At 44.6% G+C, this 22,598-nt stretch carries 31 protein-coding genes and 1 pseudogene; all 32 read right to left on the bottom strand.

Annotated elements, in window-relative coordinates; translation table 11 throughout:
- Positions 1-103: 103 nt before the first annotated feature.
- Complete coding sequence (gene rpsD, locus LLF92_03305; protein ID MCE5340138.1) at positions 104-736, bottom strand: 30S ribosomal protein S4; 633 nt, start codon at positions 734-736, stop codon at positions 104-106.
- Between the two features lie 26 nt (positions 737-762).
- Positions 763-1,134: a 30S ribosomal protein S11 gene (gene rpsK, locus LLF92_03300; protein ID MCE5340137.1), complete on the bottom strand. Its 372-nt coding sequence runs from the start codon at positions 1,132-1,134 to the stop codon at positions 763-765.
- Between the two features lie 116 nt (positions 1,135-1,250).
- Positions 1,251-1,637: a 30S ribosomal protein S13 gene (gene rpsM / locus LLF92_03295; GenBank protein MCE5340136.1), complete on the bottom strand. Its 387-nt coding sequence runs from the start codon at positions 1,635-1,637 to the stop codon at positions 1,251-1,253.
- A 19-nt stretch (positions 1,638-1,656) separates the two neighbouring features.
- Positions 1,657-1,773 (bottom strand): 50S ribosomal protein L36, encoded by a 117-nt coding sequence (gene rpmJ / locus LLF92_03290; GenBank protein ID MCE5340135.1) that lies wholly within the window; start codon positions 1,771-1,773, stop codon positions 1,657-1,659.
- A gap of 99 nt (positions 1,774-1,872) precedes the next feature.
- Positions 1,873-2,088 carry a translation initiation factor IF-1 gene (gene infA, locus LLF92_03285; protein ID MCE5340134.1) on the bottom strand — a complete coding sequence of 72 codons (216 nt, stop codon included), beginning with the start codon at positions 2,086-2,088 and terminating at the stop codon, positions 1,873-1,875.
- A 31-nt stretch (positions 2,089-2,119) separates the two neighbouring features.
- Entirely contained in the window at positions 2,120-2,902 is a 783-nt protein-coding gene (map, locus tag LLF92_03280; protein MCE5340133.1) for a type I methionyl aminopeptidase, read from the bottom strand.
- 4 nt (positions 2,903-2,906) lie between these two features.
- Positions 2,907-3,563 (bottom strand): adenylate kinase, encoded by a 657-nt coding sequence (locus LLF92_03275; GenBank protein MCE5340132.1) that lies wholly within the window; start codon positions 3,561-3,563, stop codon positions 2,907-2,909.
- Positions 3,557-4,924 carry a preprotein translocase subunit SecY gene (gene secY, locus LLF92_03270; GenBank protein ID MCE5340131.1) on the bottom strand — a complete coding sequence of 456 codons (1,368 nt, stop codon included), beginning with the start codon at positions 4,922-4,924 and terminating at the stop codon, positions 3,557-3,559. The genes LLF92_03275 and secY overlap by 7 nt, the downstream gene beginning before the upstream one ends.
- Positions 4,925-4,944: 20 nt before the next feature.
- A complete protein-coding gene (rplO, locus tag LLF92_03265; protein ID MCE5340130.1) occupies positions 4,945-5,391 on the bottom strand; it encodes a 50S ribosomal protein L15 in 447 nt (148 codons plus the stop codon).
- Positions 5,392-5,395: 4 nt separating this feature from the next.
- Complete coding sequence (rpsE, locus tag LLF92_03260) at positions 5,396-5,899, bottom strand: 30S ribosomal protein S5 (protein ID MCE5340129.1); 504 nt, start codon at positions 5,897-5,899, stop codon at positions 5,396-5,398.
- A 33-nt stretch (positions 5,900-5,932) separates the two neighbouring features.
- Positions 5,933-6,298 (bottom strand): 50S ribosomal protein L18, encoded by a 366-nt coding sequence (gene rplR, locus LLF92_03255; protein MCE5340128.1) that lies wholly within the window; start codon positions 6,296-6,298, stop codon positions 5,933-5,935.
- 30 nt (positions 6,299-6,328) lie between these two features.
- Positions 6,329-6,913 (bottom strand): 50S ribosomal protein L6, encoded by a 585-nt coding sequence (gene rplF / locus LLF92_03250; GenBank protein MCE5340127.1) that lies wholly within the window; start codon positions 6,911-6,913, stop codon positions 6,329-6,331.
- The gene (gene rpsH, locus LLF92_03245; GenBank protein ID MCE5340126.1) at positions 6,913-7,311 is read right to left on the bottom strand and encodes a 30S ribosomal protein S8; all 399 of its coding nucleotides are present in this window, start codon (positions 7,309-7,311) and stop codon (positions 6,913-6,915) included. The genes rplF and rpsH overlap by 1 nt, the downstream gene beginning before the upstream one ends.
- A gap of 55 nt (positions 7,312-7,366) precedes the next feature.
- A complete protein-coding gene (locus LLF92_03240; protein MCE5340125.1) occupies positions 7,367-7,552 on the bottom strand; it encodes a type Z 30S ribosomal protein S14 in 186 nt (61 codons plus the stop codon).
- A 100-nt stretch (positions 7,553-7,652) separates the two neighbouring features.
- Entirely contained in the window at positions 7,653-8,192 is a 540-nt protein-coding gene (gene rplE / locus LLF92_03235) for a 50S ribosomal protein L5 (GenBank protein MCE5340124.1), read from the bottom strand.
- Positions 8,193-8,280: 88 nt separating this feature from the next.
- Positions 8,281-8,613 (bottom strand): 50S ribosomal protein L24, encoded by a 333-nt coding sequence (locus LLF92_03230; protein MCE5340123.1) that lies wholly within the window; start codon positions 8,611-8,613, stop codon positions 8,281-8,283.
- Complete coding sequence (gene rplN / locus LLF92_03225; GenBank protein ID MCE5340122.1) at positions 8,613-9,002, bottom strand: 50S ribosomal protein L14; 390 nt, start codon at positions 9,000-9,002, stop codon at positions 8,613-8,615. The genes LLF92_03230 and rplN overlap by 1 nt, the downstream gene beginning before the upstream one ends.
- A gap of 24 nt (positions 9,003-9,026) precedes the next feature.
- Positions 9,027-9,296: a 30S ribosomal protein S17 gene (gene rpsQ, locus LLF92_03220; GenBank protein MCE5340121.1), complete on the bottom strand. Its 270-nt coding sequence runs from the start codon at positions 9,294-9,296 to the stop codon at positions 9,027-9,029.
- A gap of 3 nt (positions 9,297-9,299) precedes the next feature.
- A complete protein-coding gene (gene rpmC / locus LLF92_03215) occupies positions 9,300-9,494 on the bottom strand; it encodes a 50S ribosomal protein L29 (GenBank protein MCE5340120.1) in 195 nt (64 codons plus the stop codon).
- Positions 9,495-9,503: 9 nt separating this feature from the next.
- Positions 9,504-9,923 carry a 50S ribosomal protein L16 gene (rplP, locus tag LLF92_03210; protein MCE5340119.1) on the bottom strand — a complete coding sequence of 140 codons (420 nt, stop codon included), beginning with the start codon at positions 9,921-9,923 and terminating at the stop codon, positions 9,504-9,506.
- Positions 9,924-10,118: 195 nt separating this feature from the next.
- Positions 10,119-10,748, bottom strand: a pseudogene (rpsC, locus tag LLF92_03205) (30S ribosomal protein S3).
- A 14-nt stretch (positions 10,749-10,762) separates the two neighbouring features.
- A complete protein-coding gene (gene rplV, locus LLF92_03200) occupies positions 10,763-11,314 on the bottom strand; it encodes a 50S ribosomal protein L22 (protein ID MCE5340118.1) in 552 nt (183 codons plus the stop codon).
- A gap of 9 nt (positions 11,315-11,323) precedes the next feature.
- A complete protein-coding gene (gene rpsS / locus LLF92_03195) occupies positions 11,324-11,608 on the bottom strand; it encodes a 30S ribosomal protein S19 (protein MCE5340117.1) in 285 nt (94 codons plus the stop codon).
- A gap of 94 nt (positions 11,609-11,702) precedes the next feature.
- Positions 11,703-12,554 carry a 50S ribosomal protein L2 gene (rplB, locus tag LLF92_03190; GenBank protein MCE5340116.1) on the bottom strand — a complete coding sequence of 284 codons (852 nt, stop codon included), beginning with the start codon at positions 12,552-12,554 and terminating at the stop codon, positions 11,703-11,705.
- 104 nt (positions 12,555-12,658) lie between these two features.
- Positions 12,659-12,937 carry a 50S ribosomal protein L23 gene (gene rplW / locus LLF92_03185; protein MCE5340115.1) on the bottom strand — a complete coding sequence of 93 codons (279 nt, stop codon included), beginning with the start codon at positions 12,935-12,937 and terminating at the stop codon, positions 12,659-12,661.
- A gap of 48 nt (positions 12,938-12,985) precedes the next feature.
- Entirely contained in the window at positions 12,986-13,615 is a 630-nt protein-coding gene (rplD, locus tag LLF92_03180) for a 50S ribosomal protein L4 (GenBank protein MCE5340114.1), read from the bottom strand.
- A 111-nt stretch (positions 13,616-13,726) separates the two neighbouring features.
- Positions 13,727-14,371, bottom strand: a complete 645-nt coding sequence (gene rplC / locus LLF92_03175; GenBank protein ID MCE5340113.1) for a 50S ribosomal protein L3 — start codon at positions 14,369-14,371, stop codon at positions 13,727-13,729.
- 76 nt (positions 14,372-14,447) lie between these two features.
- A complete protein-coding gene (gene rpsJ / locus LLF92_03170) occupies positions 14,448-14,762 on the bottom strand; it encodes a 30S ribosomal protein S10 (protein MCE5340112.1) in 315 nt (104 codons plus the stop codon).
- 321 nt (positions 14,763-15,083) lie between these two features.
- Positions 15,084-17,165 carry an elongation factor G gene (gene fusA, locus LLF92_03165; GenBank protein MCE5340111.1) on the bottom strand — a complete coding sequence of 694 codons (2,082 nt, stop codon included), beginning with the start codon at positions 17,163-17,165 and terminating at the stop codon, positions 15,084-15,086.
- Positions 17,166-17,360: 195 nt separating this feature from the next.
- Complete coding sequence (rpsG, locus tag LLF92_03160; protein ID MCE5340110.1) at positions 17,361-17,834, bottom strand: 30S ribosomal protein S7; 474 nt, start codon at positions 17,832-17,834, stop codon at positions 17,361-17,363.
- A 25-nt stretch (positions 17,835-17,859) separates the two neighbouring features.
- The gene (gene rpsL / locus LLF92_03155; protein MCE5340109.1) at positions 17,860-18,225 is read right to left on the bottom strand and encodes a 30S ribosomal protein S12; all 366 of its coding nucleotides are present in this window, start codon (positions 18,223-18,225) and stop codon (positions 17,860-17,862) included.
- Positions 18,226-18,267: 42 nt separating this feature from the next.
- Positions 18,268-22,539, bottom strand: a complete 4,272-nt coding sequence (gene rpoC, locus LLF92_03150; protein MCE5340108.1) for a DNA-directed RNA polymerase subunit beta' — start codon at positions 22,537-22,539, stop codon at positions 18,268-18,270.
- Positions 22,540-22,598 lie beyond the last annotated feature (59 nt).

Here is a 22,598-nt window from a genome sequence, read left to right as displayed (position 1 = left end):
AGATGTTCTCAGCGATTTTGACAGGGGCCTATCATTAAAAACGCTATCTGCGACCCGCCCGGTTAGTAAATATTTATTTAAAAGTTTTATCAAATCGAACAAATTACTTAGAACAATATTCGACAACTAACTGCTCTTCGATTGCCAGCTGTACATCCTGTCTTGTCGGCAGAGCAACGATTGTCGCCATTGGTTCTTTAACATCAAGCTGGAGCCAGCCTTGCGCGGTGAAATTGGAATTTGTATCAAGCTGTGCTCTGACTCTCTTTTTGCTTCTTTCGGCATTTCTGATTGTAATCTTATCGCCGATGCTCACCAAAAAGCTTGGCACATCAGTTTTCTTGCCGTTAACCAAAATATGGCCGTGAGCAATAATCTGCTTTGCAGCTTTTCTCGAAGGAGCGAAGTTCAATTTATAAACAACGTTATCAAGCCTTCTCTCAAGCAGTGTAAGCAAAACCTCACCAGAGTTACCGATAGTATGTTGAGCTTTTTCAAAGTAGCCGACAAATTGTGCTTCACCGACGCCATAGAATCTTTTCACTTTTTGCTTTTCACGAAGACGAACGCCATAATCAGTAGCCCTGCCGCGGCGCCAGCCGTGCATACCAGGAGCTAAACTTTTCTGACATCTTTCGACTGCGCATTTACTTGTTTCGCAGCGAATGCCTTTAAGAAACAACTTCATACCTTCGCGGCGGCATAATTTACAGGATGAACCTAAGTAACGACCCATATTTTTATCTGCTCCTTAGCATTTTTCTAAACTCTTCTGCGTTTTGGCGGACGACAGCCATTGTGAGGTATTGGAGTAATGTCTTCGATTGAAGAAATTCTCAAGCCGGCTGCCTGCAAAGCTGAAACAGCTGATTCTCTGCCGCTGCCCGGACCTTTGACTCTGACTTCGACCTCACGAACACCCGAACGTTTGGCGGCGTTGGCACATTTTTCCGCTGCTCTTTGAGCGGCGAACGGTGTGCTTTTACGCGAGCCTTTGAAACCAACTGTACCCGCTGAATCGCGGCAGATGGTATCGCCTTCCGTATCGGTGATTGTTATCATCGTGTTATTAAAGGTCGATCTGATATGAACTATCGCCTTTGCAACATTCTTTCTTATTTTGCCTTTAGCCATTTAGAACTAATACCTCAATATATTGTTCCTGATTTAATTTTCCCGTCAATCTGCGGATAAGTGCTTTTAAATAACACCTTACCCATCAATCGCGGGATTTTATTACCCTAAGGGTATTATGAACGTATTTCTTTTACGCCTTTTTTGCCCGCAACGGTCTTACGTTTACCTTTACGTGTTCGGGCGTTACTCTGTGTTTGCTGACCTCTGACGGGCAGTCCCTTACGATGTCGCAGACCGCGATAGCAGCCGATATCTTTTAGTCTTGCGATATCCTGGGATACCTGTCGTCTTAGTTGTCCTTCTACTGCATAATCACGGTCAAGGATTAGGGCTATCTTGCTGACTTCGTCTTCAGTCAGTTTGTTAGCCGGCAAATCTGGTTTAATACCAAGCTCATTCACAATTTTTGCAGCCGTAAATCTCCCGACACCATGAATATAGGTCAGCGCGATTAAAATCGCTTTATTATTCGGTATATCAACACCTACTATACGCGGCATATTCGTTTCTCCGAAAAAATTAGCCTTGTCTCTGTTTGTGGCGAGGGTTAGCCGAGCAAATCACTCGTACTACACCCTTGCGACGTATGATTTTGCAATTTTCGCAAATTCTTTTTACTGATGTTCGTACTTTCATATACTAATCCTAATTTAATTTTTGCGTTAATCCGCGGGTAAGTGCTTTAAAATAACTTTACACTTCAATCGCCGAATTTACTACCCTAAAGGGTATCTGCTAATGTCGCAGAATAATTCTTCCTTTAGTCAAATCATAAGGCGACATTTCAACCGTTACCTTATCGCCTGCCAGAATCCTTATAAAATGCATTCGCATTTTGCCGGAAACGTGAGCCATAATCGCATGCCCATTCGACAGTTCAACTCTGAACATCGCGTTTGGCAGGGCCTCAAGTATTTTGCCCTCAACTATTATAGCATCTTTTTTTGGCATAAGCTAAATTTCAAAATTTTAATTTGAAATCTCAATTCCTGGTTGTCAAAACTTCACAGCCGTTCTTCGTTATCGCAATTGTATGTTCAAAATGAGCTGACGGTTTGCCGTCTTTTGTTGCAACCGTCCAGCCATCCTTTAAAGTAATCACCTGACTTGTACCCATATTAACCATAGGTTCAACCGCAAGTATCATTCCTTCACGCAGAAGGATATCATCATTTAAAAGATCTCTGCTCACGAAATTCGGCACTTTCGGGTCTTCGTGCATTTGGGTACCAATGCCGTGCCCGACAAATTCGGTAACAACCGAAAAGCCCGCCGATTTAGCGGCTTCCTGCATCAGCCCGGCAACCTGGCTCCATTTTTTGCCTGCCCTGCTGTTTTCGATTGCGATATCAAGCATTTTGGAAGTTACATCCATAAGATGCTGCTTCCGCTCGTCGATTTTGCCTATCGCGACCGTCGTTGCGGCATCGCCGCAATAACCTAAAAGCCTGACACCGAAATCGATGCTAAGAATATCGCCTTCCTGCAGTATTACTTTATCCGACGGTATGCCGTGAACAACCTGCTGATTGATCGAAGTACAAATCGCGGCAGGAAACGGCTTATATCCATAAGGATTTCTCACGCCTTTAAAAAGCGTTTCCGCTCCCGCTTTTGCCGCCATTTTTTCTGCGATACGATTCAACTCGCCGGTTGTCTGGCCTACTATTGCGGACTCTTTCAGTTTTAAAAGAACATCGGCTACAATCTCGCCGGCTTTTTTCATTAATTCTATTTCTCTGCGACTTCTTAATGTTATCGCCATTTTTCTATCTAACTGCCGAAATACTGTCAAGCTTTCCAATCACGGCTTTCGTGACTTCATCGACAGATTTTTCCGAATCAACATCTATTATTTTATGACCGTTATCAGAATAATAACCTGCTACCGGAGCTGTTTGCTGATGATAAGTCTTCAATCTGTTTCTTACCACTTCAGGATTATCATCTGCTCTTTGAACCAGTTTTTCGCCGCATTTATCGCAAACGCCGTCAACTTTTGATTTCAAAGTTACAATATGATAAACCGCACCGCACGCAGGACAACTTCTTCTGCCGGTCATTCTATTTTCAATTACGCTGTCATCAACATCAAGATTAACAATTGCGTCTATTTTCTTGTTCTTCGCAGCAAGAGCTTTGTCAAGTTCTTCTGCCTGAACAACTGTGCGTGGAAAACCATCCAAAACACAATTGCCATTAGCTGATTCTACTGCACCAGCCATCATGTCAATTATCAACCGATCCGGCACAAGCTTTCCGCTATCCATATATTCAGCGGCCTTTTTGCCTAACTCTGTTCCATCTTTGCGATTGCTTCTCAAAATATCGCCGCTGGACAGATGAACCATTTTATATTTTTCTGCAACTCGCTTGCACTGCGTACCTTTGCCGGCTCCGGGAGGACCAAGAAGAACAATTACCATCCGCGTGCTCCCTTTATTCTGCTCGAGCTGAATCCCTCATAGTTACGCATTACAAGATTGGCTTCGATTCGTTGTACAAGGTCAAGCGATACACTAACAACAATCAACAAACCTGTTCCGCCAAAGAAAGACGCAACCTGCCAGTCAATATCAAGGCCTGGCATTTGTGCGATTACAGTCGGCACTACCGCGATAATCGCCAAAAATCCTGCGCCGTAAAAAGTTATTCTCGCCATTACTGTTTCAAGATATTCCGCTGTCCTGTGTCCAGGACGAAGTCCCGGCACAAAGCTGCCGGAGTTACGAAGGTTCTTCGCCATTTCCTGCGGCTGGAACTGTACCGTTGTCCAGAAGTACGAGAACAATATAATCATTATAATATACAAAACTTCATACACATACGCACCGGGACGCAATGATTGTGCGATGTTCACTAACACATTCGATTCTCTCAAACTAGGAATCGAAAGCAGTTGAGCAAACAGCACCGGCGGAAACTGCATCAAACTTGACGCGAAGATAATCGGCATAACACCGCCGTGATTTATTCGCAGCGGCAGATAATGTCTTTGTCCGCCGTACATTTTCATACCGCGCATCTGCTTGGCCTGCTGAACAGGAATACGTCGTTGTCCCTGCGTAATAAGAATCGCACCGGCCACAACAAACACAAACGCGACTATCAAAAACATTATTTTACCCGGGCCGTAAGTTCCTGCGCTTGCTCCGGAGCCGACAGTAAACGTTGCATTCGTCCATACGCCCGCGATTGTACCGGGCATTCTCGCAAGAATACCGGCCATAATCAAAAGGCTTATACCGTTGCCTATACCATATTCATCTATTTGCTCGCCGAGCCACATTAGAAAGACTGTGCCGGCTGTCATACCAATAATACCAAAAATAACCGTCCACTGCTCAAGTCCCTGATATGCGAAACCTTTCATAAATTTCACAACCATCAAAGACTGAACTATGCATATCGGTATGGTCAGATACCTTGTATATTCCTGAATCTTTTTGTAACCTGTCTGACCTTCCTGTTTGAGCTTTTTAAGAACCGGCCAAACTTCGCCGAGAAGCATCAGAATAATAGATGCCGTAATATATGGCATAATGCCCAAGCCGAACAAACTGCTTTTCCGCAGCTCACCGCCGCTTAGCATCTGCAAATGTTCCAGTGCCTTGCTGATTGGGCTGTCGCTATCTTGTTGTTGAGCGGCACCAATCATACGCTGTACATCGATTCCCGGAATGGAAATATGAAATCCAACGCGGTAGATTATCAGCAGCGCTATCGTAAACAGCACCTTATTCCGCAAATCAGGAATCTTAAATATACTTGTCACAGCATTAAACATCAGTTTTCCTTATCAATCCCTTACGCCACTATCTTGGCTTCTCCGCCGCAGCTCAAAATTTTATCTTGTGCGGTTTTACTGTATTTATGAACGTTAACCTGCAGTTTCTTCGTCAGTTCGCCGTCGCCGAGAACTTTCACTTTGCTTTTCACGCTGTTCACAAGACCTGCCTGGAAGAGCGCCTTTGCATCGATTACTGCACCGTTATCGAACTTATCCAATTGAGATACGTTTACAACTTCGTATTTACAGGTGAAATTAAAATTATTGAAGCCGCGTTTCGGCAGTCTTCTGAAGAACGGCATAGAACCGCCTTCATAACCGAGCTTACCGCCCGCGCCGGCTCGGCTCAAGCTGCCTTTATGGCCTCTGCCGCTAGTCTTGCCGTGACCAGAACCAACACCGCGTCCGACTCTTTTACGTTTTTTATTTCCGCCTGTTATTGAAGTTATTTCATGTGATTGCATAACTTCACCACCTTTTCACCGGTTCTACTGCAACTCCGCGAAGTTCTCCGATTGTTTCCGAAGAGCGAAGTTTTAATAAACCGTCCATTGTAGCTCTGACAACATTCTTAGTATTAGTACTGCCGTAAACTTTCGTCAGCACGTTATGAACACCTGCAAGTTCCAGCACTGCTCTTGCGCTGGCGCCTGCGATAACGCCCGTTCCAGGACTTGCCGGCAGCAGTTTTATCTTTGTTGCGCCAAACTTGCCCATACTCTGATGCGGAAGGGTCTGACCATTCAATACAACATTGTGCATTGCCTTGCGCGCATCTTTAATCGCTTTATCGACTGCCATTGGTACTTCTTTGGCCTTGGCATAACCGATTCCGACTTTGCCGCTACGGTCGCCTACTGCAACCATCGCCGCGAAACTAAATCGTCTGCCGCCTTTCACCACTTTGGCACAACGGAATACTTTGATTACCGTTTCTTCAAGCGGATTTTCCTGAACTGTTACTTGTTTAATATCTTCTGCCAATTCGGTATCTCCAAATTCTGCTTAAAATACAAGCCCTGCTTCTCTGGCCGCGTCGGCAAGAGCTTTTATTCTGCCGTGATAGCGGTATTGATTTCTGTCAAACTTTACGCATTTGATCCCAACGCCGATCGCCTGTTTGGCTATCTCTGCGCCTACTATTTTTGCCGCCGAGATATTGCCTGTCTTTTTCAGGCCGTCGCGAACAACTTTGCCGCGTGTGCTGGCAGAAGCAAGCGTTACCGATGCGATGTCGTCGATAATCTGTGCGTAAATATGTTTATTCGAACGGAAGACGCTCAAACGAGGTCTTTCCTGTGTTCCAAGAACTTTCTTGCGAACTCGAAACTTCCTTCTTACTCTTGACTTTTGTATTCTGTCAATCTGCATATCAATTTATCTCTAAAAGTTCATTACCAATTATGATGATGCGCCGCTGGCGAATGCCTTGCCCGCTTTCCTGCGTACATATTCGCCGCCATAACGAATACCTTTGCCCTGATATGGTTCCGGCGGTTTCACTTTTCTTACTACTGCTGCGAACTGACCAAGTTCCTGTTTGTTGTAACTTGTAACAGTAAACTTAGCCGGCGTATCATTACCTTTTGTCGCAGGTATGTCTATAATTACTTTTACGCTTTTAGGAATCGCTACACTCGCGGGGTTTGCATAGCCGACAGTCAATATAAGATTGCCGCCCTGCTCTTTTACGTTGTAGCCTGTTCCGTAGATTTCCATTTTTTTCTCATAGCCTTTGCTGACGCCGATTACCATATTGTTCAGCAATGCTCTTGTTGTTCCGAACATCGCTTTTTCCAGTCGGCCTTCAGGTGCGGTATTATCTACTACTATTTTTTTACCGCTGTCATCGAGCTTAACTGTTATTTTCGGATTTCTCTGAAGTTCAAGACTGCCTTTGGGACCGCTAACCTTTACAGTTTGGCCCGCGAATTCAATCTTTACTCCAGATGGTATATCTATTGCTTTTTTTCCAATTCGACTCATTAGGACACCGTACAAAGTATTTCGCCGCTGACGCAGTCCTTGCGGCACTGTCCGTCAGTCATAATGCCTTTATTTGTTGTTACTATCGCTATACCCATGCCGTTCAAAACATGCGGCAGTTTATCAACAGAGCCGTAAAGCCTTCTGCCCGGTTTGCTTATTCGTTTAACTTCAGTTATCGCCGGCATACCTTCCATAGTGTACTTCAGTTCCACTCTGATAAGGCCCTGACCGGTTGCGTCATCTATTGTTTCAAAGCCGGTAATGTATCCTTCGCTTTTCAGAACATTCGCAATGCCCAGGCATATTTTAGACTTCTTTATATTGGTATAATTCAGTCTTGCCGTGCCGGCATTTCGTATTCTCGTAAGCATATCCGCTATCGGATCACTGTGCATTTGATATACCCTATTAATTAATTTTCAATTTTAAATATCAATTTCAATTCGTCTATTACCAGCTCGCTTTTTTCAGGCCTGGAATCTTGCCTTCCGATGCGAGTTTTCGCAGACACAATCTGCAAATCATAAATTTCCTGTAAACCGCTCTGGCTCGGCCGCAAATCTGACAGCGTGTATACACTCTTGTCGTAAATTTGGGCTTTTGCCGACTTTTATTCATTAGAGCTTTGGTTGTCATTCTGTTAATCCTAATTAAATTTTCCCGCTAATCCGCGGATAAGCACTTTAAAATAATAACGTATCTTTTCAATCGCGAGAGTTTTCTACCCTAACTGGTATTACTCCCTGAACGGCATTCCAAACAATCTAAGCATTTCTCTTGCTTCATCATTTGTTTTAGCCGTTGTTACAAACGTTATGTTCATACCCTGAACGTTTTCAACTTTAGCAGCGTCGATTTCCGGAAAGATGGTTTGTTCACTGATACCCATCGAATAATTCCCAGCCTCATCGAAGCTCTTTGGATTTAATCCGCGGAAGTCTTTTACTCGCGGAATCGCAAGATTGATAAGTCTGTCCATAAACTCGAACATACGAAAGCCGCGGAGCGTAACTTTCAAACCAGTCGGGTCGCCCTGACGAACTTTGAAGTTCGATACGCTTTTCTTTGCCTTGCAAAGTAACGGCTTCTGGCCGGAAATCAATGCCAAATCAGCAGTCGCGCTTTCGATAAATTTCTTATCCTGCGTTGCCTTGCCGACGCCCATAGAAATTACAATTTTAAGCATTCTCGGCACTGCCATAGAGCTTGAATATTCGTACTTTTCTTTAAGTGTCGCAACAACCTTCGACTTATATAAATCTTTTAACCTTGCCATTTAAAAAAACCTTTTATTAGTTTTAAGTTTTTAGTTTTTCAGTTTGAGTCTCAACTAAGAACTCAACACTCAAAACTCATAACTATTATTATTTCGCTTTTCTCAAAATACCTATTTCAGAACCATCCAAAGAGACGCGTTTTTTTACGCCTTTGCCATCAGTTACGAATCTTACTCTCGTACCAGCCGAGCTTTTCGGACTAACCGGAAGCACATTGCTGATGTGAATTGGTTCTTCAACCTGAATTCTTCCGCCCTGCGGATATTTCCGTGACGGCTTTACATGTTTGAATCTTCTGTTAATGCCTTCAACGATAACTCTACCTTCGGAAGGTAATACTCGCATTACTTTTGCGGTTGTGCCTTTGCTTGCACCGGCTATAATTTCAACCATATCACCTTTTTTAACATTCTTTGCCATTATACGACCTCGCTTGCCAGAGAAACGATTTTCATATAATTCTTTTCTCTTAGTTCTCTTGCTACTGCACCAAAAATTCTTGTGCCGATTGGATTGCCGTCAGCGTCGATAATCACGGCTGCGTTGCTGTCAAATTTGACATAGCTGCCATCAGCCCTGCGAATCGGTCGTTTGGTTCTGATTACCACGCATCTGTAAACCTTTTTCCTGTCAAGCTGACAAGTGGGCAGATACTTCTTTAAGGCCACACAGATTATATCGCCGACTGCCGCGGTGCAGCGTGTATACTTGCCGGTACTGGCAGCGCTGCGGCCGAGCACGCTAATGCACTGTGCTCTGCGTACGCCGGAGTTATCGGCTATGTCTATCATTGTTCTTTGCTGAATCAAAGTTCTGTCCTTTAATACCTGATTTTATATTTGTTCCGGTGCCTTCTGCACTACCTGTACTAATCGCCACGACTTGGTTTTGCTCATGGGTCTGCATTCAATGATTTCAATCAAGTCACCGATGACGGCCTCGTTTTTTTCATCATGAACACCAAATCGGGTCGTTCTTTTTACAAGTTTCCCGTAAACAGGATGTCTGACTTTAAAAGTCAATTCTATCTTGATACTCTTATCGCCGCTGCGACTTACTACCGTGCCGCGAATCGTCTTTCTTTGTTTTCTCTGTTCTGTCATCTGTTAGGCCTTCAATTGGCTTTGTCTGATTATTGTTTTATACCTGGCGATATCACGTTTGATATTCCGCAACAGGTGCGTATTTTCAAGCTTTTCAGTTTCAGCTCTTGTTCGCAGAGTAAACAGTTCCCTCTCGAGTTTTTCGAGCTCAACTGTTCTGTCTTCCGATTTCATTTCTCTTATCTGGGTTGCTTCCATCACTACACCTTATACCGTATGTCTTCTTGTAATAAATCTGCATTTAATCGGCATTTTATGTGCGACTCTGGCCATTGCCCTTTTCGCTACATCTTCGCCGATTCCGCCCATTTCGAACATTACCATACCGGGTTTCACAACTGCTACCCATTGTTCAACTTCCGCTTTACCTTTACCCATTCTTGTCTCAAGCGGTTTCTTGGATATGGATTTGCTCGGGAATATTCTGATATAAACCTTGCCGGCTCTGTGCAGATAGTGCGATGCAGCAACTCTTGCCGCTTCTATTTGTCTGGCCGTTATCCAGCTTAATTCCAGCGCCTGCAGGCCGTATTCGCCGAAGGCTACATAGTTCTGCCTTGTCGCGTTGCCTTTCATTCGGCCGCGCTGACTTTTACGATATTTAACTCTTTTTGGCATCAGAGCCATAACTGTTTCCCTATTTTATTTGTATTAAGACTGTTTATTTTCTGTCGCTGGCGATGAATCGCTCGGTGCTGCCTGTGCAGGCTTTGAGTATTCACGTCTCGGCCCGGAGTTGCGTTCAATTCTTCTTGCCGCTCTTGGCCTGTGCAGCGTTCTCCGCGGAGTATCCTGACCTTGTTCTTCTATCTGGGCTCCAAATTTACCTTTATAAATCCAAACCTTTATACCGATAACGCCATAAGTTGTAGTCGCTCCGATTGAAGCGTAATCAACATCGGCATCGATTGTATGAAGCGGAATACTGCCTTCCATCTGGGTCTCTTTGCGTGCCATTTCGGCTCCGCCAAGACGACCTGAACAAATAATTTTCACGCCTTTTGCGCCGGCCTGCATCGACGATTCGGTCTGCTGTTTCATAGCTCTGCGGAAAGCGACTCTTTTCTTAATCTGCTCTGCTATTGCTTCAGCAACAAGTCGTGCATCCAATGACGGCTCTTTTATTTCCATAACATTGACAGTTACCTGTCTGTCGATTAACTGTTCAAGATCTTGTCTCAACTTGTCAACTTCAGCGCCTCTTGGTCCGATTACCATACCCGGACGAGCTGTATGAAGCGTTACCTTTACTTCATTACGTGTTCTTGCTATTTCAATTTTAGAAACTGCTGCGAACGGCGGCTGTTTGTTGAATTTATCATCCACGTATTTGCGGATGCGATGGTCTTCTACCAGCATTTGACCGTAGTTGGCTTTTGGAGCGAACCATGTGCTCTGCCACGGCAACCTTATGCCTGTTCTAAAACCAATTGGCTGTACTTTTTGACCCATAATAAGTCCTTAAATTATTTCGCTTCCGTCACAGTAATATGAATGTGACTTGCTAATTTTTTCAAACTATGTGCACGGCCTCTGTCTTTGGCGATAAATCTTTTCGTGCCGACTCTTACGCCTGCGCCGTCAACGCGCGCTTCGCAGATATAAAGGCTTTCAACATCTGCCGAATCTTCGTCTGCGTTTGCGATTGCGCTTTTCAGTGCCTTGTCGATCATATAAGATGCACGCTTATGCGTGAACTTAAGCAAATCGAGTGCTTCCTGCGCACCTCTGCCGGCAATCAACTCTGTAACAAGTGCGGCTTTTCTTGGCGCTGACGGTGCATATTTTACCGTACATCGCCATTCAGAAATATCTGTCGGCTCAACGCCCAGTGCCTGTGCTATTGCTTCAACATCAGCTTTGCCGGCAATCGGGCTATTCAAGCCCTTACGCCAATTCTTCAAAGCAGTTGTCGCCTGTTTCTTTTCCAGACCGGTACGAGCAATTTTCTCGGCCAGTTCTGCTACGTTTGTGCCCGAAGATTTAATTAATTTATCAAGCTTTTTTGCGCTTAACATTGTTTCACCTTAACTCGCCGCGGCTTCAGCTGCTTTTACGCCCGAATGACCACGGAAAATACGTGTCACCGAAAATTCGCCCAGCTTATGACCGACCATTTCTTCTGTTACGAATACTTTATTAAATACTTTCCCATTATGAACCATGAAAGTATAACCTACAAATTCCGGAACGATTGTGCTGCGTCGCGACCAGGTCTTTATAGGGTCTTTGATTCCAGTCTGAATCTGCCTAACAACTTTTGCTAAAAGTTTTGCATCAACAAACGGTCCTTTTTTTAACGAACGAGACATTATTACCTCAAATTATACTGTTCCGATTTTACTTTTATTACTTCACTTCACGGTTGAGACTAAATTCATTCAGTCGTCTCAATCGCAAACTTTTTTACAGCACTAATTGTACACCGCGATTGGTTTTTCTTCTGCGTACTATTTTCCTGCCGCTTACCTTACGCGGATTTCTTGTCTTGCCGCCCTTAGCAAGAACACCTGTCGGCGAGCACGGATGTCTTCCGCCGTTAGCTCTGCCTTCACCGCCGCCCATCGGATGAGCGACTGGGTTCTGGGCTTTACCGCGAACGTGCGGTCTTCTGCCGGTATGACGCCATCTTCCGGCCTTACCGATTTTGATATTCTGATAATCCGGATTGCTAAGCGTACCGATTGTAGCTCTGCATTCTACTCGCAGCATTCTCATTTCGCCGCTTGGCAGAACAACTGTCGCCCATTCGCCTTCGCGAGCCATCAATCTTGCTGCAAGGCCTGCGCCTCGTACAAGTTTGCCGCCCTGACCGGCTGTCATTTCGACGTTATGAATTTCAACGCCGACCGGTATCGCTGACAACGGCATTGCGTTGCCGACTTTCGGTTCCGCCTCAAGACCGCTTTGAATCTTCTGTCCGACCATCAACCCCTGCGGAGCAAGTATATATCGCTTTTCACCGTCTTCATAACCAACAAGAGAAATAAAGCAATTTCTATTCGGATCATATTCAACTGTTTCAACCGTCGCCGACACATTGTCTTTGTTGCGTTTGAAATCGATAACTCTATAAAGTTTTCTTGCACCGCCGCCGCGGAATCTGCAAGTCGTTACGCCGTGGTTATTTTTACCGCCGGCCTTTTTAATTCTTACGCAAAGACTTTTCTCCGGACTGGCCGTTGTCAGTTCTGCGTAATCATTCACCGACTGGTTTCGGCGTCCGTTAGATGTTGGTCTGTATATTTTTATACCCATATCTGCAACTCATTAATCCTGATTAAAGTTTTCCGTTAATCCGCGGAAAAAACTCTTAAAAATAAACTGCGTTTCACCGCGAAAACTTACTGCCCTAAAGGGCATTAAAATAAATCTATATGATATTTCTCATCAAGCACAACGACTGCTTTTTTCCAGTCTGATTTCTGTCCGGTAAATCTGCCTCTCCGGCTTTTTTTGCCGATACGATTGGCCGTGCGGACTTCTTTTACCTTTACTTCATACAACCGCTCAATCGCTGCTTTAATTTGCGGCTTGTTTGCGTCCGGATTAACCTCGAAAGCGTAAGCATTTTTTGTATTCGCCAAATGCGTGCTTTGTTCTGTTATCAGCGGCCTTACTACTATTTCATGATCGTCCATATTTTTATCCGTTTTATTTAGCCCCCGCACATGTGGCGGGGAAATAAATTAATCTTTCTTACCCTTTTCAATCAATCCCATAAATGCTTCTTTGGTGAAGAGCATTTTTTGCTTATTGCATATTTCGCCTGCGTTGAGTTCGATTGCCTTCATAACTGATATGCCCGGCAAGTTTCTGGTCGACATATAAAGATTTTCGTCAGACTGATTGATTGCAACAACACATGTTCTTTCGATTTTCAAATTTCCAAGAACCTTGACAAAATCTTTTGTCTTTGGTTTTTCAAATTTCAACTCATCGATAATAACGACGTTTCCGACTTTCAATTTTGCAAGAATTGCAGCATCCGTTGCAAGCTGTCTTTGTTTCCTCGGCATATCTTTACCGAAGTCACGCGCGACCTTTGCGAAAGCAACACCGCCACCTCGGCGAATGTTCTGACGAACAGTACCCGCGCGAGCATTACCCGTGCCTTTTTGCTTATAAAGTTTTCTCGTAGAACCTTCGACCATACCTCTGCTTTTCGTCGCTGCTGTACCGACTCGCTTGTTAGCGTTGTACATTACGATTGCCTGTTTGAGCAGTGCGTGCCTTATGCGTCCGCCGAAAACCGCTTCATCGACTTTGAGGCTGTCAATTTCTTTACCTTCTCTGTTATGTACTGCTATAGTAATCATATTATACTAATCCTGATTGACTCTTTCCATTAATCCGCGGGTATTGCTTTTAAAATAACGCATTACCCTTCAATCGCGAAAATTTACTGCTCTAAGGTACTTGAACCTAAATTATTTCTTTCCCTTACTTTGTTTTATTATCACGTATCCGCCCGCAGCGCCTGGAACGGCACCTCTTACGACAAGCAGATTTTTTTCTGTATCTATACTCACAAGTGCGAGATTTTTAGTTGTTATTTTTACGTCTCCCATATGACCGGCCATTCTCTTGCCTTTTGCCGGCTTACCACCCCAGCCTCTGTTTGCCGCATGACCTGCGATAGAACCAGGTGAACGGTGCTTTCTTTCAGTACCGTGACTTGCGGGCATACCGCCGAAACCATGGCGTTTCATACCGCCGGCAAAACCTTTACCTTTGCTTGTGCCGGTAATATCAACATATTTCACTTCAGCAAATGCCTCGACCGTTATTGTATCGCCTGCATTGCAAGGAGCGTCTTTGCCTTCGAACTTGTCTTCACGAACGCATCTTTTTGCGGTTGTATTGGCCTTCTTGGCATGACCTTCTTTGGCCTGGGTCATACGAGAAGCCTTTACATCATCAAAGCCGACCTGAACAGCGTTATAGCCGTCAGTTTCGACAGTCTTTACCTGCGTAACGACACATGGACCGGCCAGGATAACTGTTACAGGCTGGATTTTCCCTGCTTCGTCATATATCTGCGTCATTCCAACTTTTTTACCAATAAGCATCATAGTTATATTGCCTTACTGCTTCTAAAAAGAAAAACGTAAAGTTCACTTTGTACTTTACGTTTTTTTATATTCCAAATTATGCCTTAATCTTTACAAACACACCGGCCGGTACTACAAGACGATTCAGAGCTTCTACTGTCCTTGCATTGGCTTCGTAGATATCTATCAAACGCTTGTGAGTGCGCATCTCAAACTGTTCACGACTTTTCTTGTCAACGTGCGGACTTCTAAGAACAGTGTATCTTTCAATACGGGTTGGAAGCGGAATCGGACCGCTGACACGAGCGTTAGTTCTGCGTGCCTGCTCTACTATTTCACGAGCTGATGTGTCCAGCGCACGCGGATCGTACGCTTCCATTCTTATTCTGATTCTTTCTGTCTCAACTGCCATATATATCCTATTGCTACAAAAATCTACTTCGCCCATCGCCTTCAGAGGCGAAAACATAAGAGGATACTCATTTATTTTACAAAATCAACTATAATAATGCTGAAAATGCGATTTTTTATATATTTTCGCTAAATTTTTATCTATTACAAGACTATCATAGTCCTGTTGTCGTCATTTTACGGCCATGAAGCCTACATTTGCCGTCCAAATCGTTCAGAAGTATCTCTGATATGTTAATCAGCCCAACTTGAAACGCATTTCTTATTGAAACGCTCGCTACGGCTTAGGAATTAAGAGTTATACCAGAACTTTTTTAATCCGTCAATAGCCTGCTAAAATTTTTTCTGCAATTTGTTCAGGAACTTTTTCATAAGTCAGCGGTTCCATCACGAAAGTGCCTCTTCCGCTGGTTACACTGCGGAGTTCGCTCGAATAGCCAAACATCTCGGAAAGCGGTACATTAGCGTCAATTGTTCGTAAATTGCCGTGCATTCTGCTGTCCGTAATTAATCCGCGTTTGCTGATTATATTGCCCTGAACCGTGCCGAATTCAGTATCTGGTATTGTTACCTCTAATTTCATAATCGGCTCAAGAAGTATACTGCCTGCTTTTTTGAGACCTTCGCGAACAGCCAGCATACCGGCCTGTTCAAATGCCAATTCGGATGAATCGACAGTATGGAAAGAACCGTCAATTAACGAAACTTTAGCGCCGACAACAGGATAGCCCGCTAAATCGCCGCTGGTAAGTGCTTCCATTACGCCGCTTTTAACCGCTGGAATATATTCTTTCGGAATTGTGCCTCCGATAATTTTGTTCTCAAATTCGTTTTCTTTTTTGAATCTGCCCTCTTCATCAAGCAGCGGTTCCATTATAATAACAACATGGCCATACTGACCGTGACCGCCCGTTTGACGAACAAATTTTGTTTCCTGTTCGATTTTCTTGCTGAATGCTTCTCTGTAAGCGACTTTTGGTCTGCCGACTTTGACATTGATTTTCATATCGCGTGTAAGTCTGTGCTGTATAATTTCAAGGTGCAGTTCGCCCATACCTCTGATAATTGTCTGGCCGGTTTCCGGGTCATATTTAAATTGGAAAGTCGGGTCTTCCTTGCGAAGTGCCGCAAGACCGGTAGGAAGTTTATCTCTGTCGCCCGCACCTTCTGGCTCAATCGACATACTTATAACAGCTTCAGGGAACTTAATGTTCTCAAGCTGCACAGGATGTTTCGTATCGCACAGCGTGTCGCCTGTCATCGTATCTTTCAAACCGATACATGCTACGATATCGCCGGCCTTTGCCGTTTCAACATTTTCTCTGCTGCTTGCGTGCATTTTAAACAGACGAGTAACATTTTCTTTTATGTTGCGATTCGCGTTAAGAACTCGGGTGGCGTTTTTCAACACACCCTGATAAATTCTGATAAAAGTCAAATCGCCGTGTTTGTCCGCGATAATTTTGAACGCCAAACCGACAAAAGGTTTATGCGTATCGCACTTTACGATTACTTCCTTTTTGTCACCGCTTGGCTCATGAGCAATAATTTCAGGCTTGTCAACCGGAGAAGGAAGATACATGCCGACGCCGTCTAATGCCCTCTGGATGCCGATATAACGCAGCGCAGAGCCTACGAACACAGGATGAAGTTTGCCGGAGATTGTTCCTTTTCTTATTGCCTTGTGAATTAATTCTTCTCCGACAGGCTCGTTATGAACATATTTTTCCATAAGCTGGTCGTCGAATTCTGCAAGCGCCTCAAGCATATCGTGACGCCATTTTTCAGCCTCGGCTTTCATCTCTTCTGGAATTTCAGCTTCTTCAACAGTTGCGCCGAGTTTTTCAGTTTTGAAATAAACGGCTTTCATTGTGATAAGTTCAATCAGACCCTCAAATGTTGAAGCCGCTCCGATTGGAATCTGCAGAGCAACAGGATGAGCGGCAAGTTTTTCTCTGATGCTGTTTACGCTCATTTCAAAATCTGCGCCGATTTTATCCATCTTGTTAATGAAGCAAATACAAGGCAGATGATATTTTTGTCCCTGACGCCAGACTGTTTCACTTTGTGCCTGTACGCCTTCGGAACCATCGAACACAGCGATAGCACCGTCCAGCACACGAAGTGAACGTTCAACTTCTGCTGTAAAGTCCACGTGTCCCGGCGTATCGATAAGATGGAACACCCATTTTTTCCACGGGCAGGTCGTTGCTGCGCTTGTTATTGTAATACCTCTTTGCTGTTCTTCTTCGAGGTAGTCCATAACAGCGGTACCTTCGTGTACTTCGCCCATTTTGTAGGTCTTACCTGTATAATATAGAACTCGCTCGCTGAAGGTTGTTTTGCCTGCATCGATATGAGCCATTACTCCGATATTTCTGATTTTTGATAATGATTCTGGCATTTTATTTTCTTCTATTCTTTTCTAATTAAACTAATTCTGTAAAAATAATTTCAAATTGAACTATTTAAAACTTGAATACTTTGAGGCTATTCGCTGAATGCTTGGTTTAATTTTAAATATTAAATTTTAAATAAAGAGAAATGCCACGGTCAAATTATTAAAAACTCCAACCGTGGCATATTTTTTATTACGTTGTTACCAGGCAAAATGAGCGAAAGCCTTGTTGGCTTCGGCCATCTTATGAATATTCTCGCGAGTTGTCATAGCACCGCCCTGCTTGTTGTAAGCATCGAACAGTTCTGCTGCAAGTCTTTCGTGCATTGCCCTTCCCTTTTTGCCTCTTGCTGAAGCAAGTATCCAGCGGAAAGCCAGAGACTGTTGTCTTTTCGGATTAACGGGCATTGGCACCTGGTAGCTTGCACCGCCGACTCTTTTGGAACGGACTTCAAGGTGTGGTTTGACGTTATTGATAGCCGTCTCAAATATTTCAAGCGGCGCAACATCCTTTACCTTGGAAGCCACGATATCCAAAGCACTATAGAATATCTGTGTTGAGGTTGACTTCTTTCCCTGCCACATCATTGAGTTGATGAACTTGGAAACAAGTTTGCTACTGAATTTTCCGTCCGGTTTTAACTGTTTTACGGAAGCTGTAAACTTTTTTGCCATTTTATAGCCTTTTCACTTTTAACTTTTAACTTCTTTTAGCGCCATACTTGCTGCGGCTGCGTTTTCTGTTTGCAACACCTGCTGAATCCAGTGTACCGCGGACGATATGATAACGAACGCCAGGCAAGTCTCTTACTCTGCCGCCGCGGATAAGAACCGTACTGTGTTCCTGCAGGTTATGGTCGATACCCGGAATATAGGCAGTTACTTCTTTGCCGTTGGTTAAGCGGACACGAGCGATTTTACGCAAAGCCGAGTTTGGTTTCTTGGGCGTCTGTGTTCTTACAATCAGACATACGCCTCTTTTTTGAGGACAGCCCGTAATATCGGATATACGCTTTTTGCCTTTATGGCCTCTGCCTTTTTTCACTAACTGATTAATCGTTGGCATATTTTTCCTTATTTTATTCCAAATTTAAACTATAAATTTTAATTACTCAAGACCAAGAGCCGCTCTTGCAGCTGCTTCAGCCTGTGCTTCGGCATCATGTGTTTCCTTCAATTCTGCCAGTTCTTTCGGCAACGGAGCCTTGGCAAGGTGTTTAACCCTCATCTCAAGGTGCGGCCTGAAAGCAGTACCCGCCGGAATTAAATGACCCAGAATGACGTTTTCTTTCAAACCGAGTAAGTCATCTACTTTACCACCCAGAGCCGCTTCCGTCAAGACCTTAGTTGTTTCCTGGAAGCTGGCCGCCGAGATAAAGCTTTCCGACTGCAATGAAGCCTTGGTTATACCCATAAGCAGGGTTCTTGCGGTTGCAGGTCGTGGCTTCTTGCCCTTTGCGGGTTCGCCGCCGAGTTTTTCGACCTTTTCGTTCGCCGCTTCGATTTGCTGTTTGGTATAAACCTGTCCGACGACAAGGTCTGTTTCGCCCGCATCGGCGATTTTCAAACTTTGCGACAGTTCTTCATTTACCTTCTTGAATGTATGTTTCGGAATAATATCGCCCGGCAGGAAAGCACTGTCGCCGACAATATCGATTTCGACTTTCTGCAGCATTTGCGTCAGAATCACTTCGATATGCTTATCATTGATAGTTACATTCTGCGAACGATAAACGTTCTGAACTTCCGCAAGCAGATACCTCTGCAACGCTTCTTCACCCTTGATTCTCAAGATGTCGTGCGGAACCAATGGACCATCTGTCAACGGGTCGCCCGCTTCAACATTATCGCCAGTGTGAACGTTCAAGTGCCTGTCGCGAGGAACATGGTGTTCCTTTTCCATCTTTTCGCTGCGGATAATAATTGTCATTTTACCGCGGCGTTTATCACTCTTGAGTTCAACACGACCGCTGATTTCAGCCATCGCTGCCGGTTCTTTCGGTTTGCGTGCCTCGAAGATTTCAGTTACACGAGGCAGACCGCCGGTAATATCCTGTGTACCGGACGCACCACGCGGCTGTCGTGCAAGAAGCTGACCGGCCTGAACTTTTTGGCCTTCGATAACTTCGATACGAGCCTTTGCCGGCAAGTAGTGAACATCAAGAATCTTTCCGCTTTCATCTTCGATAATGACCTGCGGATGTTTATCGCCTTTATGTTCGATAACAACAGGCTTGCCTTTCTGGCCCTTGCGTTCTTCTTCGACCTGCATTGTTTCGCCTTCGATAATATCGACAAAGCGAATAACACCGCCGATTTCAGCAAGGATAGGCACTCTGTGCGGATCCCAGGAGAACAGCTTTTCTCTTGCTTTTACTTCCTGGCCGTCTTTTACGTCAATTATAGCACCATAAGGTACTTTGAATTTATCATATTCTCTGCCCTTTTCGTCAACGAGCGCCATTTCGCCGTTTCGTTTAAGAGCGATATATATATCTGTTCCGTCTTCCTGTTTCACAGGCACAACGTTTAGGTCTCTGTATTGAATAACGCCGTCTCTTGGCGATTTCTGATCGTTTTCAAGAATAGCACGGCTCGCGATACCACCGGTGTGGAATGTACGCATTGTCAACTGTGTACCAGGCTCGCCGATTGATTGAGCACCAATAATACCGACCGCCATGCCTTCTTCGACGAGTCTCGATTTGCCCAGATCCCAGCCGTAGCATTTTGCACAAATGCCAAGTGCGCTGTCGCATGTAAGCGGACTGCGAACACGAATCGATTCCAATCCGAGCTGTTCAATTTTATCTGCCGCCTGCGGAGTAATAACTTCGTTTTCGCGGGCAATCATTTCGTCGGTAATCGGGTTGCGGATGTTATCGCGTGCCGTTCTGCCGATAATCAATTCTCGTAGCGGAATTTCAACCTGTTCGCCCTTGTACAGTGTAGTCTTTGTAATACCCTGCAATGTACCGCAGTCAATTTCATTGACGATTACGTTTTGAGCGACGTCCGCCAGTTTTCTTGTCAGATAACCGGAGTCAGCTGTTTTAAGAGCCGTATCAGCCAAACCTTTACGTGCACCGTGAGTCGAACTGAAATATTCAAGAACGTTCAAACCTTCGCGGAAGTTTGACTTAATTGGTGTTTCGATAATTTCGCCGCTTGGTTTCGCCATCAAAGCACGCATACCTGCAAGCTGCTGAATCTGGTCAACGCTGCCTCTCGCACCAGAATCACTCATCAAATAGATTGGGTTCAGATAAGGCTTGCCATTGCGCATTTCGTTTTTCAGACCCTGCATCATCGCGTTGGTTACAGCGACACGTGCGTGAGTCCAGGCATCGATTACCTGATTGTATCTTTCGCCTTCGGTCAAAACGCCGTCGTTGAAGCTCTTATAAATACGGTCGATGACTTTTTGAGTTTTGTCAATAATGCCCTGTTTTTCAGGCGGAATTCTCAAATCAGTCAGACCGAAACTTAAGCCTGCCAATGTCGCGTATTTGAAACCGAGTTCTTTTAAATTATCAAGAAGATCAAGACTCTTTGCGCCTTGTGTTACCGCAAAGCAGTCGTTAATAACTCTCTTGAGAGATTTCTGTCCCATCAAAATATTATAGAATGCCATTTCCGGCGGCAGCACTTCATTGAAAATGCATCTGCCCGGAGTTGTTTCGATTACGCCAGGACTTTCGATAACGCCGCTGTCGGTAACAACTTTTCTGCCTTTTGGAATCGCGATTTTCAACAGTGCATGAATCGATGCTTTGCCGAGTTCGTAAGCTGTGATCGCTTCTTGCTGCGAACCACAAAGCATTCCGGCGCCTTTTTCGTCTTTACGTGCTACTGTAATATAGTAATTTCCAAGCACGATATCCTGTGAAGGGCTGACCATAGGCGAGCCGTTCGCTGGTGAAAATACGTTATTGGTTGCCATTATCAGCGTATGAGCTTCGACTTGTGCCTCGATGCTCAATGGAAGGTGAACGGCCATCTGGTCGCCGTCGAAGTCAGCATTGAAGCCTTTGCATACCAGCGGATGAAGCATGATAGCGTTACCTTCGACAAGCACCGGCTCGAACGCCTGGATACCCATTCTGTGCAGTGTAGGAGCACGGTTGAGCAATACAGGATGCTGATCGATTACCGTTTCAAGAATATCCCATACCTGCTCATCACGTCTTTCGAGCATTCTCTTTGCGCTCTTGATTGTATCGGCGAAACCTCTATCCTTCAGTTCACGAATAATGAACGGCTGGAAAAGTTCAAGCGCGATTTTCTTCGGCAGACCGCATTGATGTAATTTAAGATGCGGACCGACAACGATAACTGAACGTGCTGAATAATCGACACGTTTACCGAGCAGGTTTTCACGGAAGCGTCCCTGCTTGCCTTTAATCATATCTGTCAAGCTCTTCAGCGGCCTGTTATTACTGCCGAGTACCGGTCTTCTACATCTGCCGTTATCGAACAGCGCGTCAACCGCCTGCTGAAGCATTCTTTTTTCGTTGCGGATAATAACTTCAGGAGCGTTAAGGTCCATCAGTTTTTTAAGTCTGTTATTTCTGTTGATGATTCTGCGATACAAATCGTTCAAATCGCTTGTCGCGAAATTGCCGCTTTCGAGCATAACCAGCGGACGCAGATCCGGCGGAATCACCGGCGTAACATCCATCACCATCCATTCAGCTTTATTGGGGCTGCCCTTGATGGCGTTAACTGTTTTCAGTCTTTTCGTCAAATCTTTGATTTTCTGTTTGCTGCTTGTCTTGGCCATTCCGGCTTTAAGTTCGCCTGCAAGCTGATCAAGATCCAACTGAATCAGAAGTTCTTTAACTGCTTCAGCGCCCATTGCCGCTTTAAATGAATTGCCGTATTTAGTAACAGCTTCGCGATATTCTTCTTCGTTCAGGAGCTGTTTGTATTTCAGCGGGCTTTGACCCGGGTCGGTTACCAGATAATCCTGGAAGTAAACAACTTTTTCCAGGTCGATTGTTTTCATCGCCAGCAGCGAGCCGAGTCTGGAAGGCATTGCTTTGAAGAACCATATATGCACAACAGGCGCAGCAAGGTTGATATGCCCCATTCTTTTTCGGCGGACTCTACTGTGCGTTACCTTAACGCCGCATCGGTCGCAGATGATGCCTTTGAATTTCGTGCCTTTGTATTTTCCGCATGAACATTCCCAGTCCCTTTCAGGGCCAAAAATTCTTTCGCAGAAAAGTCCGTCTTTTTCCGGACGATATGTTCGATAGTTGATTGTCTCCGGCTTGCGTACTTCGCCGAACGACCAACTTCGAATATCGTTCGGACTGGCAAGACTGATTTTCACCGAACCGTAATCATTTATTTTATCATAAATACTTTCAGCCATTTATTTTTTACTCCAGACTAAGTATCTTTTCACTACTCAAATATTTAAAATTGTCATCA

The sequence above is a fragment of the Planctomycetaceae bacterium genome, from assembly GCA_021371795.1.
Taxonomy (GTDB): Bacteria; Planctomycetota; Phycisphaerae; order Sedimentisphaerales; family UBA12454; genus UBA12454.
This window is presented reverse-complemented; position numbering and strand designations above follow the sequence as displayed.

Coding starts and splice junctions, on each gene's coding strand:
- rpsD (MCE5340138.1), bottom strand. CDS start 736: ATGGGTCGTTACTTAGGTTCATCCTGTAAATTATGCCGCCGCGAAGGT.
- rpsK (MCE5340137.1), bottom strand. CDS start 1,134: ATGGCTAAAGGCAAAATAAGAAAGAATGTTGCAAAGGCGATAGTTCAT.
- rpsM (MCE5340136.1), bottom strand. CDS start 1,637: ATGCCGCGTATAGTAGGTGTTGATATACCGAATAATAAAGCGATTTTA.
- rpmJ (MCE5340135.1), bottom strand. CDS start 1,773: ATGAAAGTACGAACATCAGTAAAAAGAATTTGCGAAAATTGCAAAATC.
- infA (MCE5340134.1), bottom strand. CDS start 2,088: ATGCCAAAAAAAGATGCTATAATAGTTGAGGGCAAAATACTTGAGGCC.
- map (MCE5340133.1), bottom strand. CDS start 2,902: ATGGCGATAACATTAAGAAGTCGCAGAGAAATAGAATTAATGAAAAAA.
- LLF92_03275 (MCE5340132.1), bottom strand. CDS start 3,563: ATGGTAATTGTTCTTCTTGGTCCTCCCGGAGCCGGCAAAGGTACGCAG.
- secY (MCE5340131.1), bottom strand. CDS start 4,924: ATGTTTAATGCTGTGACAAGTATATTTAAGATTCCTGATTTGCGGAAT.
- rplO (MCE5340130.1), bottom strand. CDS start 5,391: ATGCAATCACATGAAATAACTTCAATAACAGGCGGAAATAAAAAACGT.
- rplR (MCE5340128.1), bottom strand. CDS start 6,298: ATGCAGATTGACAGAATACAAAAGTCAAGAGTAAGAAGGAAGTTTCGA.
- rplF (MCE5340127.1), bottom strand. CDS start 6,913: ATGAGTCGAATTGGAAAAAAAGCAATAGATATACCATCTGGAGTAAAG.
- rpsH (MCE5340126.1), bottom strand. CDS start 7,311: ATGCACAGTGATCCGATAGCGGATATGCTTACGAGAATACGAAATGCC.
- LLF92_03240 (MCE5340125.1), bottom strand. CDS start 7,552: ATGACAACCAAAGCTCTAATGAATAAAAGTCGGCAAAAGCCCAAATTT.
- rplE (MCE5340124.1), bottom strand. CDS start 8,192: ATGGCAAGGTTAAAAGATTTATATAAGTCGAAGGTTGTTGCGACACTT.
- LLF92_03230 (MCE5340123.1), bottom strand. CDS start 8,613: ATGGCAAAGAATGTTAAAAAAGGTGATATGGTTGAAATTATAGCCGGT.
- rpsQ (MCE5340121.1), bottom strand. CDS start 9,296: ATGACAGAACAGAGAAAACAAAGAAAGACGATTCGCGGCACGGTAGTA.
- rpmC (MCE5340120.1), bottom strand. CDS start 9,494: ATGGAAGCAACCCAGATAAGAGAAATGAAATCGGAAGACAGAACAGTT.
- rplP (MCE5340119.1), bottom strand. CDS start 9,923: ATGGCTCTGATGCCAAAAAGAGTTAAATATCGTAAAAGTCAGCGCGGC.
- rplV (MCE5340118.1), bottom strand. CDS start 11,314: ATGTTAAGCGCAAAAAAGCTTGATAAATTAATTAAATCTTCGGGCACA.
- rpsS (MCE5340117.1), bottom strand. CDS start 11,608: ATGTCTCGTTCGTTAAAAAAAGGACCGTTTGTTGATGCAAAACTTTTA.
- rplB (MCE5340116.1), bottom strand. CDS start 12,554: ATGGGTATAAAAATATACAGACCAACATCTAACGGACGCCGAAACCAG.
- rplW (MCE5340115.1), bottom strand. CDS start 12,937: ATGGACGATCATGAAATAGTAGTAAGGCCGCTGATAACAGAACAAAGC.
- rplD (MCE5340114.1), bottom strand. CDS start 13,615: ATGATTACTATAGCAGTACATAACAGAGAAGGTAAAGAAATTGACAGC.
- rplC (MCE5340113.1), bottom strand. CDS start 14,371: ATGATGCTTATTGGTAAAAAAGTTGGAATGACGCAGATATATGACGAA.
- rpsJ (MCE5340112.1), bottom strand. CDS start 14,762: ATGGCAGTTGAGACAGAAAGAATCAGAATAAGAATGGAAGCGTACGAT.
- fusA (MCE5340111.1), bottom strand. CDS start 17,165: ATGCCAGAATCATTATCAAAAATCAGAAATATCGGAGTAATGGCTCAT.
- rpsG (MCE5340110.1), bottom strand. CDS start 17,834: ATGGCAAAAAAGTTTACAGCTTCCGTAAAACAGTTAAAACCGGACGGA.
- rpsL (MCE5340109.1), bottom strand. CDS start 18,225: ATGCCAACGATTAATCAGTTAGTGAAAAAAGGCAGAGGCCATAAAGGC.
- rpoC (MCE5340108.1), bottom strand. CDS start 22,539: ATGGCTGAAAGTATTTATGATAAAATAAATGATTACGGTTCGGTGAAA.